The following is a 16,323-nucleotide window of genomic DNA, read 5'->3' on the forward strand; positions in this document are numbered from 1 at the left end:
CCGCTCTGACGCTCTGACTGGACCATAGGAAAGGGCCCGGCCTTGAGCCGGGCCCTTTTCTTATATCCCGGGACGGCTGTCGCGCATCGCTCCAGTAACAGCCCTTACGTCCCACTGATCTTCTCCGATAACTTTATTTCCATCCTTTACTGACGCATGGGGCAAATGTCACGCCCCACGCCAGACCTGGGAGAACAAGTGAAGCGCACCCTCGCTATCGGCGGCGTGGCGGCCGGCCTGCTGGCTTCCGCACTCGTCGCCTCCCCTGCACAGGCGGAGAAGGTTCCGGTCAAGCCTCTGGCCGAGACCAACTTCGCCGCCAAGCAGGTGGCAGCGTTCTGGTACGGCCAGAAGATGGCCAACCTGATCAACGCCACGCCGTACAACGTCGAGACCAAGGTCTCCTCCAAGGTCGTCGCCCACCTGCCGAAGGAGCCCGCCTCCGTCAAGGCGGGTGTCGTCGGGTCCAGCGGTGACCAGAAGGCCACCGGCACCTCGAAGAACGTCAACCTGCCCCGGTCCTCCGGCAAGGTGTTCTTCGTCGGCGCCGACAACAAGCCGCACTGGTGCTCCGCCACGGCCATCCAGAGCGGGCACAAGAACCTCGTGGCGACCGCCGGGCACTGTGTCTTCAGCACGGCGAAAGAGAAGGCCACGATGAACAAGTGGGTCTTCGTCCCCGGCTACTACCAGGGCAAGACCCCGTGGGGCCTCTACGTCGGCAAGACGGCATTCACCCACTTCGACTACGAGGTCTACGGCGACGGCGACTTCGACTACGCGTTCGTCGCCGTCTACAACGGTGTCCAGGTCACCGACGTGAAGACCGACAGCGTCAAGAACTGGGTCGACAAGCGCGTCTTCAAGACCCTGGCCGAGGCCGAGAAGGCGCAGAAGGACGTCGAGATCAAGCAGACCGGCTGGGCCGGCAAGATCGTGCCGTTCGTGTCGAAGCCCGAGACGGTCGTCAGGGACAAGAAGAACAAGGAATACCAGCAGACGTGGATCGACGTCTGCAGCTGGGCGTACTGGCAGAACCTCCAGGCGCCGGCTCTCACCGCCGACAACAAGGCCCCCGCGACCAAGGACGCCGTGGAGATCCTGAACAAGGGCCGCGGTCAGACGACGGACTTCAAGACCGCGCCCGGCACCGGGGTCAAGATCACCCGCGTCTCGCTGACCGAGTACAACTCGGCCAAGGACGAGGTGAAAATCAACGACGTCGTGTTCCGGGTCTCGGAGGACGGCAAGAGCGTCTACTTCATCTACGACCACGGCTACTACAAGGTCAACTTCTGGGCCAAGTACGACCTGGACTACAAGCTCGTCGGCAAGATCGTGGACATCACGCTGAAGGACGTCGGCCGCCTCGGCGACAACGTCCCCGGCCAGGGCCTCGCCTACAACCAGAAGGTCGGCCAGCCGACCTACGTGTTCGGCTACCCGAGCGGGTCGCACCCGGACGGCAACTACGCCTTCACCGGCAAGACCCTCAAGTACAGCTACGGCAAGACCTTCCCGGCCGTGGCGCCGTCCATCAAGGGCGAGGCCCTGCAGGGCATCAAGTCGTCCTTCACCGGTGAGGGCGCCCTCGGCTCCGGCTGGCTGTTCAAGTACGACAACAGCAAGCGGTTCGGCTACCTGAACGGCGTCACCATCGGCGTCTCGGACACCGACGGCAACGACCGGTACGACACCAGCATCTCGCCCTACTTCGACGGCGAGACCCTGGGCGTCTACAAGGTCGCCGCGGCCACCGCGTCCGGCAAGATCGTCTAGTCGCCGATCACATGCGAAGGGCCCGGCAGCCTGCCGGGCCCTTTCCTTTTATCCGCCTACTCGCCGAACTGCCCGCCTACTGGTCGAGCCGTTCGGCGAGCGTCATCCACTCCAGCTCGGCCGCCTCCTTCTGCGCGGCGATGTCGCGCAGCTCGGCGTCGAGCGTGCCCAGGCGCTCGAAGTCGCTCGCCGCCTCCGCCATCTGGGCGTGCAGCTTCGCCTCGCGCTCGCCGAACTTGTCGATCTGCCGCTCCAGGCGGTTGAGCTCCTTCTGCAGCTCGCGCAGCTCCTTGGCGGACAGCCCGGCGTCCTGCACCGGCTGACTGTCCGGCCGCACCTGCTCGGCAGGGCCGGCCGCGCCGGAGGCCGCGCGGGCCGACAGGGCCTGGCCCGCCGCCCGGCGCTCCAGGTATTCGTCCACCCCGCCCGGCAGCATCGACATCGTGCCGTCCCCGAGGAGCGCGACGCAGCGGTCGGCCACCCTCTCCAGGAAGTACCGGTCGTGGCTGACCACCACGAGCGTGCCCGGCCACGCGTCGAGCAGGTCCTCCAGCTCGGTGAGCGTCTCGATGTCGAGGTCGTTGGTCGGCTCGTCGAGCAGCAGCACGTTCGGCTCATCCATGATCAGCCGCAGGAGCTGCAGCCGCCGGCGCTCGCCGCCGGACAGGTCGCCGACGACCTTCCACTGCGCCTCGCCCCGGAAGCCGAGACGTTCCAGCAGCTGGGAGGCCGACCACTCCTTCTTGCCCACCTGGACGTACTTGCGGATCTCCTCGACCGTCTCCAGCACCCGCCGTGTGGGGTCCAGCTCGGCGAGCTCCTGCGACAGATGCGCGAGCCGTACGGTCTTGCCGCGTACGACGCGGCCGGAGTCGTGTTCGACCGTGCCGGACAGCAGGCGCAGCACCGACGACTTGCCCGAGCCGTTGACCCCGATCAGCCCGATCCGGTCCCCCGGCCCGAGCTGGTAGGTGCACCGGTCGAGCACCAGCGGACCCGATCCCGGCCCGCCGGCGTGGAGCGTCACGTCCTCCAGGTCCACGACGGTCTTGCCGAGCCGCGCCGAGGCGAAGTTGAGCAGCTCGACCGTCTCCCGCACCGGCGGCTCGTTGGCGATGAGCGCCTCGGCGGCGTTGATCCGGAACTTGGGCTTGGAGGTCCGGGCCGGCGGTCCGCGCCGCAGCCAGGCGATCTCCTTGCGCATGAGGTTCTGCCGGCGGTCCTCCGCGGCCTGCGCGATCCGCGCCCGCTCGGCCTTGGCCAGCACGTACGCCGCGTAGCCGCCCTCGTAGCGCTCGACCGAGCCGTCGACGACCTCCCACGTGCGGGTGGAGACCGCGTCGAGGAACCACCGGTCGTGCGTGACCACCAGCAGCGCGGACTTGCGCTGGACGAGATGCCCGGCGAGCCAGGCGATGGCCTCGATGTCGAGGTGGTTGGTGGGCTCGTCGAGGATCAGCAGGTCGTGCTCCTCGACCAGCAGCCGCGCCAGTGCCGTACGGCGGCGCTCACCGCCGGACAGCGCGCCCGCGGGAGCCGCGAGGTCGATGTCGCCGAGCAGGTTGGCGAGGATCTCTCTGATCGCGGGGTCGCCGGCCCACTCGTGCTCGGCCCGTCCGCCCAGCACGATGTCCTTCACGGCGGTGTCCGGGTCGAACTGGTCACGCTGTGAGAGCGTGCCGACGCGCAGGCCGCGGGTGTGCGTCACGCGGCCGCTGTCGGGCTTCAGCGTCCCCGCGATGATCGAGATGAGCGTGGTCTTGCCACCGCCGTTGCGGCCGACGACGCCGATCCGGTCGCCCTGCTCGAGCCCGAGCGAGACGTCGGCGAGCAGCGGCTTGGGCCCGAAGGCGTGGGAGACAGACTCCAGATTGACCAGATTCATGGCCTGTAAAGCTTATCCGGCCCCCGCACCGGCGATGGTCGCGCCGGGGACGGGACCATGGGCGGTGACGACGGCCCGGCAGCCGTCGACGTCCGTGATCAGACCGGCCAGCTCGTGCGCGTGCTCGGCCGACTCGGCCAGGAACGCGCAGGTGGGGCCGGACCCGGACACGAGCGCGCCGAGCGCTCCGTGCTCACGCCCGGCGGCGAGCGTGTCCGCGAGCGAGGGACGCAGCGCCAGCGCCGCGGGCTGGAGGTCGTTGGCCAGCGCCTGCCCCAGCGCCTTGGCGTCGCCCCGGCGCAGGGCGTCGAGCAGCGCCTCGCTCACCACGGGACGCGGCGCGGCCTCACCCGCCTCCTCGCGCAGCCGGTCGCACTCGCCGTACACCCTCGGGGTCGACAGGCCGCCGTCGGCGAGCGCGAAGACCCAGTGGAAGACCCCCGCGGTCTCCAGCGGCGCGAGCCGCTCGCCGCGTCCGGTGCCCACGGCGGTGCCGCCGAGCAGCGCGAACGGCACGTCGCTGCCGATGTCTGCGGCGATCTCCATCAGGTCCTCGACCGGCAGCCCGAGACCCCACAGCTCGTTGCAGGCGACCAGGGCCGCGGCGGCGTCGGCGCTCCCCCCGGCCATGCCGCCCGCCACGGGGATCGACTTGCGGATCAGCAGATCGGCCCGGTACGTACGGCCCGCCCGGCCGGCCAGCGCCATGGCGGCCCGGACGGCGAGGTTGTCGTCGCTCACCGGAACCCCGCCGGTGTGGTCCCCCTCGACCCTGACCGTGAGCGGAGCGGCGGTGGCGTCCCCGTCCGCCGGCTCGGCGGCGGTGACCTCGTCGAACAGCGAGACCGCGTGGAAGACGTTCACCAGGTCGTGGTAGCCGTCCTCGCGCAGCGGGCCGACCGCGAGCTGGAGGTTGACCTTCGCCGGCACGCGCACCGTGATCGCGCTCATCGCCCGCTCCCCCGCTCGCGTCGTCCCGGTGCGTGTCGTCTTGGTTCTGGGCGACGGGCGAGGCCACGTCGTCTGTGCCTGACCATGGGACCCGAGCTTAGCGGCACCCGCCCACGGGGACATCTCGCGGATTTCCGCTGGTCACCGGTGGATCACCCGGGCCCGTACATGCGGAAAGGGCCCGGCTTGACGCCGAGCCCTTCCCTCAGTTCACCCGATGGCCGCGGGAGAACCTCAGACGATCTTGCCGGAAGCGAACTTCGCGGCGTACTTGTAGACCGCCAGGGTCTCACCGTCGAAGTACGGGGAGACGCTGGTGTCGATGCGCTTGTTGCCGTCGGTGTCGGAGACCGCGATGGTCACACCGTTCAGGTAACCGAGACGCTTGGTGCTGCTGTAGCGGTAGAGCCACGAGGAACCGATCGAGCCCTGGCCGGTGAAGGAGGACTTGATGCCGACGAGCTCCTCGGCCTTCATGGCCGGAGCAGCGGCCTTGAAGGTCTTGCCGTAGCTCCACTTGAGGGTCTTGCCGGTGAAGGCGTAGCTGCCGTCCGGGTGCGACCCGCTCGGGTAACCGAACACGAAGACGTTCGTGCCGATCTTCTGGTTGTAGGCCAGGCCCTGACCACCGACGTTGGCGCCGAGGGTGCCGACGTCCTTGAGGGCGATGTCGACCAGCTTGCCCTTGAGGCGGTAGTCGACGTCGAAGTTGCCCCAGAAGGTGGCCTTGTACCAGGCGTTGTCCTTGGCGAAGTAGTAGGCCTTGCCGTCGGACGACCAGCCGCCGTCGCCGAACTCCCGCTTGGAGACCCGGCTGACGACGACGCCCCACGTCTTGTCCTGGTAGGTGGAGGTGCCGTACTTCTCAGCCTGCTCCGCCAGGGTCTTCTTGGCCGAGTCGATGGTCTTCGGGTCGACCGCGATCTGAGCGACGCTGGCCTCGACCTTCTTCGAGTCCCGGGTGCGCAGCGGCACCTTGTGGGCCCAGTCGATCCGGCTGACGATCTTGCCCGCGAAGCCGGTGCTCTTGAGCTCCAGCTCCTTACGCGCCTTCTCGGCCTCGGCCTTGGTCTCGAAGTTGCGGTTGTCGACCCAGTTCTTGACCTTGTCGGTCTTGACGTCGGTGACCTGGACGCCGTTGTAGACCGTCACGAACGCGTAGTCGCGGTCGCCGTCCTCGTAGACGTCGAAGTCGTAGTGGGTGTACGCGGTCTTACCGACGTAGATGCCCCACGGGGTCTTGCCCTGGTAGTAACCCGGGATGAACACCCACTTGTCGAGGGTGTCCTTGTTGCTCACCGTGTCGTAGACGCAGTGACCGGCGGTCGCGACCAGGTTCTTGTACTGGCTCTGCACCGCGGTCGCGGAGCACCAGTGCGGCTTCTTGTCGGCGCCGATGAAGAACACCTTGCCGGTGGTCTTCGGCAGGTTGACGTTCTTCGACGTGCCGGTGGACGCCTTCTTGTCACCGCTGGAGCCGACGACGCCGGCCTTGCTGTCAGCGGAGGCACCGCCGGTCGACACGTGCTTGGTGGGCAGCGTGGTCTCGACGTTGTACGGCGTCGCGTTGACGAGGTTGGCCTTGCTCTGGCCGTACCAGAACGCGGCGACCTGCTTGGCGGCGAAGTTCGTGTTGGCCAGGTTGACCGGCGGAGCGATGTCGGTGTCGGCCTGGGCCGGGGTGGCGACAGCGGCGGCGGCCAGCATGCCGACCGCGATGCCGCCGAGGGTGAGGGTGCGCTTCAACTTACTACTCCCTGGTCTGATCGTCGGGCGCCGCTTGCGCCCCATCCGTCAGTAAAGGACGGGTAAGAAGCTATCCGAGGTTTTGCCAGTTGTGACCCCGTCTAGTGGTTTGAGTCTGATCAGCCGGTCAAGATCCAAGCCTTCGCCGCCGCCGGAATCGCTCAGCGCGCCGTCGCGTTTCCGCTGATCACAGAGGCCGCCGTCGCGACGCCGTCACCGAGCGTCACTGATCCACGCAAGCCGCCAATGTGACCCAAATCACATTAATCTGATGGAACGAGATGGCTAGTTGATCACGTCAAACTCGCTCCGTCAGAGCGGATTCACCCGCGCCACGGGGCGCGCCCGGGGTGCGCCCCCGCCCGGCGCACCGGCCGGGCGGGGCGCGGCGCTCACAGGATGCCGCGGTCGGCGAACGCCGCGGTCACGGCGCTCGCGGCGCTCGTGCCGCACAGACGGCGGGCGGCGGCGACGGTCGCCTCGGCCGCCGCCTTGAACGTGGTGCCGGGCACGAAGTCGAACTGCGCCTCGATGATCAGCGTGCTCGCCTTCCGGTCGCCGAGCGCCCGGCGGATGTCCCACAGGGCGCGGGACCAGATCTCGCCGTCCGCGTGGACCTCGCCCCGGACGTCCTCGGGGTAGTGCTTGGTGCCGTCGAGACGGCGCAGGCAGTGCGGCGCGCGCGAGTAGCTCACCGAGTCCCAGTCGGCCACGCACGCCTCGTCGGTCCCGGCCGGGACCCCGGTCGCCCAGCTGCTCACGACCACGGCCAGGTAGTCGCCGAACGCCTCGCCGATCGCGCCGGCCTCCAGCGTGGTGCCGAAGCCGGGCACCTGGCCGTCCTGGACGCTGTGGCCGTACTCGTGGACGATCACCTCGGCGTCCTCGCCGTCGTCGACGCCCCCCTTGCCGAGGGTGATGTTGGCCTTGTCCTCACGGAAGAAGGAGTTGTCGCTGCCGTACTGGTTGATGCGCAACTCGATCTGCCGCTGGTTCACCGGCCGCAGCGTGCCGCCGAAGCCGAGCGACTGGATGTAGTGCTGCGCGGTCGTCACCCAGTGGTAGCCCATGACCTGCTCGAACTGGTCCACATCACGGTGGTACGCCGGGAAGGCGCCGCCGGCGGCCTTCGCGGCCGCGCCGGTCGAGCTCTTCACCCGGACGTACCTGCCGGTGAGCGTGCCGGAGCCGTCCAGGTCGGTCAGCGTGACCTTCGTGTACGCCGGGCCGAACGCGGGCAGGTCGGCGTCCTTGGCGTCGGCCAGGTCCTGCAGGCCGAGTTGCTGCACGGGGTTCGGAGCGAAGACGGTCGCCGTAGCGGTGTCGGCGGCCGCCGTCGCGGTGGCGGGCGTGGCGGCCACGCCCGCCACCGCGACGGCGAGGGCACCGGCCAGGGCGGCAGAGCGCATGAAGGACGTGGGGGGCATGGATTCTCCCGGATCAGGCGATGGGTACGAGGAATCGTTGCCCCGTCCCCACCTTCTCCACAAGAGTTGACGCCTGTCCGTAATGATCGAATCCGGACAGGTGATCTAACCGGATCGGCGCCACCGCCACTCCAGCTCGCCCGGCGCGGGCGGCGGCCCGGGCAACGGACCCGCGCCGTCTGCGGCCAGGCCGGCGAGCAGCATCGCCAGGCAGCGCCGCCGCAGCTCCCCGGTCCGGCCGGGGTCGGGCACACGGACGGCGGCGCAGCTCTCGAGCACCAGCCCCATGTCCTCGGCGACCACGTCGCGGCGCAGCCGTCCGGCCGCGTGGGCCCGCTCCACCAGCCGGTCCATCAGCACGCCGGCCCGCTGCGCGTCGCGCCGCATCTCCTCGGTCGGCGTGAAGGTCCCGGCGAGGTGGACGGTGAGGGAGTGCACGTCGGCGTCGACGATCCGGGTGAGGAAACCGGTGAGGGCCGTCCAGGCGTCCGGCTCGGTCTCGGCGGCCTCCGCCTCCTCGATCCAGTGGCGCAGCCCGTCGTGGCACAGCTTCCGCAGCAGGTCCTCCTTGCCGGGATATCTCCGGTAGAGCGCGCTCATTCCCACCCCGGCCCGCTCGGCCACGGCGGCGACCGGGGCCTTGGGGTCGGCGAGGAAGACCTCTCTGGCGGCGTCGAGGATGGCCGCGTCATTACGCGCCGCCCGCCCCCGCCGCCCGGCGAGGCCGGCGGCGCCGTTGTCGTCTGTCCGCTGTGGCATGCCCACACGGTAGCAGTGGAACAGAACATTCCGTTCTGATAGAGTGGTCAGTAACGGAACGGAACATTCCACTCCGGATTTGACGAAAGGGCACCTGATGAGCGAGACCATGACGGCGAGCTGGCGGACCCTGCTGGCCGAGTCCCACGACGCGCTGCGCGGGGCGATCACCGGCGTCACCCCCGGGGGCTGGGACGCCCCGACGCCCTGCGAGAAGTGGTCGGTCACCCAGGTGCTGCAGCACGCGGCCGGCGACCAGATCGCGTACGCCGCGGCGATCACAGGTGGGCCGTGGCCGTCCGAGGACCCGTTCTCCCCCTCCGGCCACGTCGACGGCGACCCCGTGGCGTACCTCGCCGCGGCGCTGGACGCCTCGGCCGGCGCCTGGGCGACCGTCGACGACCGGGCCGAGCAGGTGCCGGTGCCGCTGCCGCAGGGCCCCATGCCCGCCTGGCTCGCGGCCGGCGCGTGCGCGCTCGACGCCGCCGTCCACGCCTGGGACATCGCGACGGCCACCGGGCAGCCCTCGCCGCTCACGCCCGCGATGGCCCGGCCGCTGATGGAGGTCGCCACCCGGATCGTCGAGCCGCTGCGCGCCTACGGCGCGTACGCCGCGGCCCTCGATGCGGGCGACGACGCCGATGACGTGGTCATGCTTCTCGCCTATCTCGGCCGCCGGCCGGTCCGCGCGTCCTGATCCGCGCTTTCTGATCCGCGCTTTTCGGCGGCGGCACACGCCCCGGGCCCGGGAACGGGCCCGGGGGCGGACCTCATCGCCGCAGGCGAGCCCAGCGCAGCCCGAAGACGATCGCGGCGAGCAGCGGCCAGAGCATCCACCCGTAGAGACCGGCGAGCCACGCCGTGTCGAACACCGCCGACGGCACGACCACGCCGACGACGCTGACCAGGCCCGTCACGGCGAGCACGACGCCGAGCCAGCACAGCCAGCGCATGACGATCCCGCCCCGCAGCGCCGCGACCGAGAACGCCCCCATCAGCAGCGACTGGACGACCACGGCGACCTCTCCGAGCATCTGGCCGAACCAGGACAAGGAGTGCCACGTCAGCACCGTGGCATCGCCGGTCGCGGGCAAGTCCGGCAGCACCCAGAGCAGCGTGATTCCCGTGACGACGGCGTTGACGGCAGCGAGCAGGCCGCCGCTGACCAGGACCACTCCGGCCAGCGGCGAACCGGGGACGGACGCGCGGGCCAGCCGGGCCAGCGCGGCCGTCAGCACGATCAGCGCGACGACGGCCAGCACCCCCGCGAAGGCGTTGACCCGCAGGGTCGTCGTCGACTCGGCCGCCCACGCGCGTACGGCCGCCGCGTCCGCCTTGCCGGCCTGCGGGGACTCGGGCGCCCAGGTGCCGAACATCACCACGAAGAGGGCGAGCGCGGCGATCGCCGCGGTGCCGAGCGCGGGCCGTACGACGGCGGGCGCGTCCTCGGCCGTTCCTGCGTTGACGGTGGACATCTCTCCTCCAGATCACGTGGACTCCCACTGACGCACCCGACCTTCGGCCGCCCGCCGCCCCGGCGGCCACCGGCGGACGTCCTCCCCGATCCCGTGGTCGCGCCCGTGCGGGGACGGGACGGACGTCCCGGGACGGCAGGACACGCGCGGCGTTATGGTTTCCCGGTCGCGAACGCTGGGAGAAGAACGTGGTGACCCGTCTGTCGCGCCCGGCCGCCGGAGGCCTGCTCGGCGCGTCGGCCGTCCTGTTCGCCGCGACGGCGTGGGGCGCGGCGTTCGTCACCGGGGTGACCGCTCCGGCCGCCTCCGACATCGTGTGGTTCGCCGGGTTCCTCGCCTTCCCGCTGGTCGGCGCGCTCATCGCCTGGCACCGTCCGGGCAATCCCGTCGGCTGGTTCTTCCTGGCCGTGGGAGTGCTGCAGTTCGGCGCGGCCGTCGTGGACGGGCTGGCCCAGCACGCCGTCGCGACGGACCCGGCCTCCGTGCTGGGCCCGCTGCTGGTGCTGGTGCAGAACGCGCTGTTCGCCGTGGCCTGGGTGACCGCCACGACCTATCCCCTGCTGCTCTATCCCGACGGGCGCCCGCCGACGCCCCGGTGGCGGTGGGCGCTGCACGCCACGACGGCCGCCCTGGTGGTCCTCATCGCCTCGATCGCCGTCACCCCGGGACGGATCAGCGAGGACGACCCCGCAGTCAACCCCCTCGGCGTACCGCGGCTGGGGCCGGTCGCGCCCGCGGTCACGACCGGCATGCTCGTCGTCCTGCTCGGGCTGACCCTGACCGCGACGGCGTCGATCATCGTGCGCTGGAGCCGGGCCGACGGCGCGGGCCGCGAACGCCTGGCGTGGCTGGCGCTGGCCGCCGTCGTGGTCATCGCCGGCATCGTGGCGCAGCCGCTGACGGACGCGTGGACGCCGGACTGGTTCGGCGCGATCCTGGAGAGCCTCACGGTGGCCGCGATGCCCGTCGCGACCGGGGTCGCGATCCTGCGCACCGATCTGTTCGACATCGCGGCCGTGCTGGACCGCGCCATCGTCTACGCGGCGCTCACCGCGATCGTGGTCGTGACCTACCTGGCCTGCCTCGCCGTGACGTCCACGATCCTCGCCCCCGATCCGAGCCGCGGCTCCGCGCTGCTCGCGACGGCAGTCGTCGCGGTCTCGCTGAGTCCGGTGAAGGAGCGGCTGCTGCGCGGGGTCGACCGGCTGCTGTTCGGCGATCGCGGTCATCCGTACGAGGTGCTGACCGGGCTGGCGGAACGGCTGTCCCGGATCGACGTGCTGGAGGAGCTGCTGCGCACGGTCACCGAGACGCTCACCACCATGCTGCGCCTGCCGCAGGCGCGGGTCGTGACAGGCCGTGACGTCCCCGCCCCGCCCGGCATGCTCGCGTTTCCCCTGGTCGCCCACGGCCGTCAGGAGGGAACGCTGCTGGTCGGCCGCCGCTCCGGGCAGAGCAGGTTCGACGCCCGGGAGCAGGAGCTGCTCGCCGACCTCGCCGGCCAGATCGCCGTCGCGATCCGGGCGGCGCGCCTGTCGGAGGACCTGCGCGAGTCGCGGGAACGCATCGTCCGGGCACGCGAGGAGGAACGGCTGCGCGTCCGCAGAGATCTGCACGACGGCCTGGGACCGCTGCTGGCCGCGGCCAGCCTGCAGATCGACGTGCTCGCCGACCGGGTGGGGGACGCCGACACGGCCCACCTGGTCGCGAAGATCAAAGCGTTGATCAGCCGGTCCGTGACCGACGTACGGCAGGTCGTGCACGGGCTGCGCCCGCCCGCCCTCGACGATCTGGGTCTCGCGGGCGTCGTGCGGGAACACGCCGCGGCGCTGCGTGCGGCGGGTCTGCGCGTAGAGGTGCGCTGTCCCGGCGACCTGGCCGTGCCCAGCGCGGCCGTGGAGGTCGCGGCCTACCGGATCGTGACCGAGGCGATGACCAACGTCGTACGGCACGCCGGGGCCGCGAGCTGCACCGTCACCCTCATGCCGGAGGACCCGTGGCTGCGGGTCGAGGTGGCGGACGACGGGATCGGGGTCGCGTCGCCGCACCGGGACGGCGTCGGCCTGGCCTCCATGCGCGAACGCGCCGACGAGCTCGGGGGCACGCTCACGATCGGGCCCGGCCCCGGCGGAGGGACACGCGTGACCGCTCTGCTCCCCCTGCACGGCTCTGGGAGGATCTGACCATGACCACGCCGGTACGGGTCCTGCTCGTCGACGACCATCCGATCTTCCTCGACGGCCTGCGGACGGCCCTCACCGGACTGCCCGAGATCGAGGTCGTGGACTGCGCCGGCGACGGGCTCGCGGCGCTTACTGCGGTCGCGCGGTCACGGCCCGACGTGGTGCTGATGGACCTGACGATGCCCGGCATGAGCGGCGTCGAGGCCACCCGCCGGATCACCGCGCGCGACGACGGGCCGGCCGTGCTCGTGCTGACCATGCACGCCGACGACGACTCCGTCTACGCCGCCATCCGGGCCGGCGCCTCCGGATATCTGCTCAAGGGCTCCGACCGGGCCGACGTGGTGCGTGCCGTACTGGCGGTCGCGGCGGGCGAGGCGGTCTTCGGCCCGGAGATCGCCCAGCGGGTGCTGCGGTCGTTCGCGGAGGGCCCGCGCGGCGCCTCCCCGCGGCCGTTCCCCGAGCTGACCTCGCGTGAGCTGGAGATCCTCGACCTCGTGGCGACCGGGCTCGGCAACCAGGCCATCGCCCGCAGGCTCTCGATCAGCCCGAAGACCGTGCGCAACAGCGTTTCGACCATCCTCGGCAAGCTGCACGCCGCCGACCGGGGTGAGGCCGTCGCCCGGGCTCGGGCCCACGGACTCGGACAGGCCGCGCGGGGCACGGGCGCGCACGACCCCCACCGCGCGGTCTAGGAAATCCGCACCCCCTGGGGATCCGCACGCTCCGGTCCCACGGCCGGGGAGATCCGTACGGTCTAGGCGATCACGGCCCGCTGCTCGGCGATGCGGGCGAAGTCCTCGATTCGCAGCTGCTCCCCGCGCGCCGATGGGTCGATCCCCGCTCCGACCAGCGCCTTCTCGGCGGCGGCCGGCGTGCCGGCCCAGGAGGCGAGCGCGGCGCGCAGCGTCTTGCGGCGCTGCGCGAAGGCCGCGTCGACGGCGGCGAAGACCTCCTGGCGGGTCGCCGTCGTCGCCGGCGGCTCCCGTCGTACGAGCGAGACGAGTCCGGAGTCGACGTTCGGCGCGGGCCAGAAGACGTTGCGCCCGACCGGCCCGGCCCGGCGCACGTCGGCGTACCAGGCCGCCTTCACCGAGGGAACCCCGTAGATGCGCGATCCCGGCGACGCGGCGAGCCGGTCGGCGACCTCCGACTGCACCATCACCAGCCCGCGCCGCAGCGACGGCAGCACCTCGAGCAGGTGCAGCACGACCGGCACGGACACGTTGTACGGCAGGTTGGCCACGAGCGCGGTCGGCTCGGCCCCGAGGTCGGCGGGCCCGACCTTGAGCGCGTCGGCGTGCACCACCTTCAACCGGCCGGCCACATCGGGGGCCCGTTGCGCGACGGTCAGCGGCAACTGCTCCGCCAGCACCGGGTCGATCTCCACGGCGACGACCTCGGCGACCTCCGGGAGCAGGGCGAGGGTGAGCGAGCCGAGCCCCGGCCCGACCTCGATCGCCACGTCTTCCGGGGTGACCTCGGCGAGCCGGACGATCCGGCGGACGGTGCCGCCGTCGATCACGAAGTTCTGCCCCAGCTTCTTCGTCGGCCGGAGGTTCAGCTTCTCCGCCAGCACACGCACTTCGACCGGCCCGAGCAGACTCATGCCTCCAGTGTGGGGCATCGGCGCGACTACCAGGCGCCGAAGACGGTCTCGCCGTTGGCCGTGATCCGGGCGGCGAGGTCGGCGACGTCCATGCCCTTGACGTCCGCGAGGCAGCGCAGCGTGAGGGGGATCAGGTAGGGCGCGTTGGGCTTGCCCCGGTGCGGCGTCGGCGGCAGGTAGGGCGCGTCGGTCTCGACCAGCATCAGCTCGGGCGGGGCCACCACCGCCGCCTCCCGCAGATATCCGGCGTTCTTGTACGTCACCGGGCCGGAGAACGACATGAAGTAACCGGCGTCCACGCACCGCTTGGCCATCTCGGCGTCGCCGGAGAAGCTGTGGAAGACCACCACGTCGGGGGCGCCCTGGTCGGCGAGCACGGCGAGCACGTCGTCGTGCGCGTCACGGTCGTGGATGACCAGCGCCCTGCCGGTCCGCTTGGCGATCTCGATGTGCGCGCGGAAGCTCGCGTGCTGGTCGTCCTTCGACGCCCAGTCGCGGAAGTAGTCGAGACCGGTCTCCCCCACCGCCCGCACGTGCGGCAGCCGCGCGAGGTCCTCGATCTCGGCGAGCACCTCGGGTGTCGCGGCGTGCGCCTCGTTCGGGTGGATGGCCACCGCCGCGTAGACGTCCCGGTGCTCCCCGGCCACCGCGGCGTTCCACCGCGAGGACGGCAGGTCGTAACCGACCGTCACCAGGCGCGTCACGCCGACCGACTTCGCCTCGGCGAGGATCGACTCGACGCTCGCCCCGGCGGCCTGGGCCGCCAGCGCGACCGGGTCGCCCGAGGACGCCTGCCGGTTGCCGACCATGATGTCCAGGTGGCAGTGGCTGTCGAACACCTCACCCGGCAACGCCTCGGGCTTCACGGGACGCTCGCGCGACATGGTCAGGCGTTCTCGAGGCGTGGGAAGAGGATCTCGCCCTTGACGACCTGGGCGCCGGCGGGCAGCTTGCCCCAGGTGGCGACGTCGGCGATCCGCTGGTCCGCGAGCGCGCCGAGGTGCGGCTCCGCACCGAGGGAGGCCCACAGCTTCTCGCCGGTGGCGGGCATGATCGGGTGCAGCAGCACCGCGATCGCGCGCAGCGACTCGGCCGCCGTGTAGAGGATCGTCGCGAGGCGCGCCTGACCCTCCGGCGAGTCGTCCTTGGCCACCTTCCACGGCGCCTGGTCGCTCAGGTAGCCGTTGACCTGCTTGACGAAGTCGAAGACGGCGCCGATGCCGCCGGCGAAATCGAGGTTGTCGCCGATCAGGGTGTCCGCCTGGGCCGCCGCCGCGGCGAGGCCGTCCGCGACCGCCTGCTCGGCCGGACCCGCGTCCTTGGCCTCCGGCAGCACACCGTCGAAGTACTTGCCGATCATCGCCGCGACCCGGGAGGCCAGGTTGCCGAAGTCGTTGGCGAGTTCGGAGGTGTAGCGGGCGGAGAAGTCCTCCCAGGAGAACGAGCCGTCCTGGCCGAACGGAATCGCCCGCAGGAAGTAGTAGCGGTAGGCGTCCACGCCGAAGTGGCTCGTCAGGTCGCGCGGCGAGATGCCGGTGAGGTTGGACTTGCTCATCTTCTCGCCGCCGACCATGAGCCAGCCGTTGGCGAAGACCTTGCGCGGCAGCGGCAGGTCGTTCGCCATCAGCATGGCCGGCCAGATCGCCGCGTGGAACCGGAGGATGTCCTTGCCGACCAGGTGGACGTTCGCCGGCCAGGTGGCGTCGAACTTCGCCTGGTCCGAGCCGTACCCGACGGCCGTGGCGTAGTTGAGCAGCGCGTCGATCCACACGTAGATGACGTGCTTGGGGTCCCAGGGGATCGGGACGCCCCAGTCGAACGTCGAGCGGGAGATCGACAGGTCCTGCAGGCCCTGCTTCACCAGCTGCACGATCTCGTTGCGCGCCGAGGCGGGCTGGATGAAGTCCGGGTTCTGCTCGTAGTGCTCCAGCAGGCGCGGGCCGTACGCGGAGAGCCTGAAGAAGTAGTTCTCCTCCTTCAGCCACTCGACCGGGCGCTTGTGGATCGGGCACAGGTCGCCCTCGAGCAGGTCGCCGGGCGACTTGTACTCCTCGCACCCCACGCAGTAGGGGCCCTCGTACTCGCCCTTGTAGATCTCGCCCTTGTCGTACAGGTCCTGCACGAACTCCTGGACGCGGTCGGTGTGGCGCGGCTCGGTGGTGCGGATGAAGTCGTCGTTGGCGATCTGCAGATGCTCCCAGAGCGGCTTCCAGGAGTCCTCGACGAGCTTGTCGCACCACTCCTGGGGCGTCACGCCGTTCGCCTCGGCCGTACGCATGATCTTCTGACCGTGCTCGTCCGTGCCGGTGAGGTACCACACCTTCTCGCCCCGCTGGCGGTGCCAGCGGGTGAGCACGTCGCCCGCGACGGTCGTGTAGGCGTGGCCCAGGTGCGGGGCGTCGTTGACGTAGTAGATCGGCGTCGTCACGTAGAACGCCGACTCCCCGGATGCAGTCGTTCCTGTAGCCGCCATGTGCGAATCCTATCGGCCCCGGGGAGGTGACTCCCC

13 protein-coding genes are annotated in these 16,323 nt (G+C 70.7%); 4 read left to right on the forward strand and 9 right to left on the reverse strand.

The features are described 5' to 3' along the window. Positions 1-198 precede the first annotated feature (198 nt). Positions 199-1,779, forward strand: a complete 1,581-nt coding sequence (locus AAH991_RS34285; RefSeq protein WP_346230087.1) for a trypsin-like serine peptidase — start codon at positions 199-201, stop codon at positions 1,777-1,779. 76 nt (positions 1,780-1,855) lie between these two features. Here the strand turns inward: AAH991_RS34285 and AAH991_RS34290 are convergent, their stop codons facing one another. From AAH991_RS34290 to AAH991_RS34310, 5 genes are all read right to left on the reverse strand, one after another. Beyond that, positions 1,856-3,664 carry an ABC-F family ATP-binding cassette domain-containing protein gene (locus AAH991_RS34290; RefSeq protein WP_346230088.1) on the reverse strand — a complete coding sequence of 603 codons (1,809 nt, stop codon included), beginning with the start codon at positions 3,662-3,664 and terminating at the stop codon, positions 1,856-1,858. 12 nt (positions 3,665-3,676) lie between these two features. Then, the gene (locus tag AAH991_RS34295) at positions 3,677-4,615 is read right to left on the reverse strand and encodes a 4-(cytidine 5'-diphospho)-2-C-methyl-D-erythritol kinase (protein ID WP_346230089.1); all 939 of its coding nucleotides are present in this window, start codon (positions 4,613-4,615) and stop codon (positions 3,677-3,679) included. A gap of 234 nt (positions 4,616-4,849) precedes the next feature. Continuing rightward, complete coding sequence (locus AAH991_RS34300; RefSeq protein ID WP_346230090.1) at positions 4,850-6,361, reverse strand: trypsin-like serine peptidase; 1,512 nt, start codon at positions 6,359-6,361, stop codon at positions 4,850-4,852. 392 nt (positions 6,362-6,753) lie between these two features. Beyond that, on the reverse strand, positions 6,754-7,788 hold the full coding sequence (locus AAH991_RS34305) for a M36 family metallopeptidase (RefSeq protein ID WP_346230091.1): 1,035 nt from the start codon (positions 7,786-7,788) through the stop codon (positions 6,754-6,756). A gap of 105 nt (positions 7,789-7,893) precedes the next feature. Beyond that, positions 7,894-8,547, reverse strand: coding sequence for a TetR/AcrR family transcriptional regulator (locus tag AAH991_RS34310; RefSeq protein ID WP_346230092.1), 654 nt, complete (start codon positions 8,545-8,547; stop codon positions 7,894-7,896). Positions 8,548-8,644: 97 nt separating this feature from the next. On the opposite strand from AAH991_RS34310, the gene AAH991_RS34315 reads away from it, so the two are divergent. Continuing rightward, the gene (locus AAH991_RS34315) at positions 8,645-9,244 is read left to right on the forward strand and encodes a TIGR03086 family metal-binding protein (protein ID WP_346230093.1); all 600 of its coding nucleotides are present in this window, start codon (positions 8,645-8,647) and stop codon (positions 9,242-9,244) included. Positions 9,245-9,317: 73 nt separating this feature from the next. Here AAH991_RS34315 and AAH991_RS34320 read toward each other — a convergent pair whose 3' ends face one another. Continuing rightward, positions 9,318-10,022, reverse strand: a complete 705-nt coding sequence (locus AAH991_RS34320) for a hypothetical protein (protein ID WP_346230094.1) — start codon at positions 10,020-10,022, stop codon at positions 9,318-9,320. 188 nt (positions 10,023-10,210) lie between these two features. Between AAH991_RS34320 and AAH991_RS34325 the strand changes: the two genes are divergently transcribed. Together AAH991_RS34325 and AAH991_RS34330 are read left to right on the forward strand one after the other, a co-directional pair. Further along, on the forward strand, positions 10,211-12,205 hold the full coding sequence (locus AAH991_RS34325) for a sensor histidine kinase (protein WP_346230095.1): 1,995 nt from the start codon (positions 10,211-10,213) through the stop codon (positions 12,203-12,205). Between the two features lie 2 nt (positions 12,206-12,207). Further along, positions 12,208-12,900, forward strand: a complete 693-nt coding sequence (locus AAH991_RS34330; RefSeq protein ID WP_346230096.1) for a response regulator — start codon at positions 12,208-12,210, stop codon at positions 12,898-12,900. Positions 12,901-12,962: 62 nt separating this feature from the next. Here AAH991_RS34330 and rsmA read toward each other — a convergent pair whose 3' ends face one another. From rsmA to metG, 3 genes are read right to left on the reverse strand one after another with little or no spacing between them, the layout of a single operon-like run. Next, positions 12,963-13,814 (reverse strand): 16S rRNA (adenine(1518)-N(6)/adenine(1519)-N(6))-dimethyltransferase RsmA, encoded by an 852-nt coding sequence (rsmA, locus tag AAH991_RS34335; protein ID WP_346230097.1) that lies wholly within the window; start codon positions 13,812-13,814, stop codon positions 12,963-12,965. 26 nt (positions 13,815-13,840) lie between these two features. Further along, entirely contained in the window at positions 13,841-14,698 is an 858-nt protein-coding gene (locus tag AAH991_RS34340) for a TatD family hydrolase (protein ID WP_346230098.1), read from the reverse strand. Positions 14,699-14,700: 2 nt separating this feature from the next. Further along, positions 14,701-16,287: a methionine--tRNA ligase gene (gene metG, locus AAH991_RS34345; RefSeq protein WP_346230099.1), complete on the reverse strand. Its 1,587-nt coding sequence runs from the start codon at positions 16,285-16,287 to the stop codon at positions 14,701-14,703. Between the last annotated feature and the right edge of the window lie 36 nt (positions 16,288-16,323).

Source organism: Microbispora sp. ZYX-F-249 (genome assembly GCF_039649665.1).
In the GTDB taxonomy this organism is placed as follows: Bacteria; Actinomycetota; Actinomycetes; order Streptosporangiales; family Streptosporangiaceae; genus Microbispora; species Microbispora maris.